2 protein-coding genes are annotated in these 1,747 nt (G+C 61.8%); both read left to right on the top strand.

Annotated features, from left to right (window positions below):
* Positions 1 to 1,058: DNA repair exonuclease (locus EN991_RS22835; protein ID WP_245461045.1), on the top strand; the 1,058-nt coding region annotated here is incomplete at its 5' end.
* Positions 1,055 to 1,747: AAA family ATPase (locus EN991_RS22830; RefSeq protein WP_164769306.1), on the top strand; the 693-nt coding region annotated here is incomplete at its 3' end. The genes EN991_RS22835 and EN991_RS22830, both read left to right, overlap by 4 nt.

The following is a 1,747-nucleotide window of genomic DNA, read 5'->3' as shown; positions in this document are numbered from 1 at the left end:
TGAAAGCCGCCCGCTTCCTGGCGTCGCAGATGACACGGCTGCACCAGGCCGGCATTAGGGTCTTCAAGATCCGTGGCAATCATGACGCGCTATCGCGCATATCGAAGCAGCTGGTGTTCCCGGAGACGGTCACGATATTCGGTGGCCGTCCCCAGTCCGTGCTGCAGACAGCCGCCGGGCTCGACGTCATGTTTCATGGCTTGAGCTTTGCCAGCCCCAAGGCGCCGGACAGCCTGCTGCCCAAGTATTCAGTGCCGCGTGAAGGCGCGGTCAATGTCGGCATTATGCATACCAGCCTGGCCGGATCGCCCGGCCACGACGTCTATGCCCCCTGCAACGCCACCGACCTGCATGCCCATGGCTTCGACTACTGGGCGCTTGGGCACATCCATGTCCGCCAGGTCCATCCCGGGGCGAGCACGGTGGTGATGCCGGGAATTCCACAGGGCAGGGACATCAATGAGGCCGGGGAGAAATCCGTCACCCTGGTGACGATACGAGACGACCGCACCGTAGAGATAGAGGAGAGGCTGACCAGCATCGCGCAATTCGAAGGGGTGAATGTCGACCTGACCGAAATGGAGGAATGGTCCGATGTCGTCGGACGAGTCCGTTCCGCACTCGAACGTGTTCGCGCCTCTGTCAAATCCCGTCATGCCGTGGTTCGTCTCGACCTGACCGGTGCGTCACCTTTGTCCTGGGCCTTGATCCGTGATCGCGACCTGCTGCTCGCAGAGGCCGAGCAGGCCGCGGAGCAGACGGGAGACACTTGGGTGGAGAAGCTCGAGCTCAAAGTGTCTCCATCCACATCCCAGACCTGCGAGGAAGCCGCCGACCCGATTTTCGAGCTCGCTCAATCCATGCGCGCCGATGCCGGCTCGGACGCGTTCCGAGCTGAGGCGAGGGCCTTGGTCCAGAAGATGGTCGCGGATCTTCCGCCTGACGGGCGCGATTTCGCCGGCAAGGACGAGGCTGAGCTGGAGTTGTTCCTCGATCGGGTGCTTGCCAACGGCGCAAATCTGGTCACCGCCCGCCTCAAGGCCGGTGGATCACAATGAGGCTGCGCCGCCTTGACCTCATCCGCTACGGCAAGTTCACCGACAGGACGATCGACTTCGGGCCGAAACCGGAATCCGGTCCCGATCTGCATATCGTCTTCGGCCTGAACGAAACCGGCAAGTCGACCGCGCTTTCTGGCTATCTCGATCTGTTGTTCGGCATCGAGGAACGCAGCCGCTACAATTTCCTGCACGAGTACAGTGCGATGCGCATCGGCGGGGTGCTCGAACTCGGCGGCGCGGAGCACACCTTCACACGCACGAAACAGCGCACCAACTCATTGTTGGACGAGACTGGCCAGCCGGTCAGCGAAATGGCGATATCGGCACATCTGGCTGGCCTGTCTCGCGACGCATACGAGACCATGTTCTCGTTGGACGACGAAACGCTGGAAGCAGGTGGAAAATCAATCCTGGAATCGCGCGGCGACCTGGGCAAGCTGCTGTTCACGGCCAGCGCCGGCCTCGGGCACGCAAGCGATACATTGAGCGTGCTCGAGGCCGAAGCGGACAGGCTCTATCGCAAACAGGCACACGGAACCGAACTTGCGCTGCTCAAGAAGCGGCTTGCGGAACTGAAGGCCAGTAAGGACGCGGTCGACACCTTGGCGTCGAATTATGAGAGCCTTGAAGCCGAGCGTCTCGACGCGACCGAAAAATACGACCGCAGCATCGCCGAACGGTCGGTG

The organism is Mesorhizobium sp. M7A.F.Ca.US.005.03.2.1 (assembly GCF_003997795.1).
Lineage (GTDB): Bacteria > Pseudomonadota > Alphaproteobacteria > Rhizobiales > Rhizobiaceae > Mesorhizobium > Mesorhizobium ciceri.
This window is presented reverse-complemented; position numbering and strand designations above follow the sequence as displayed.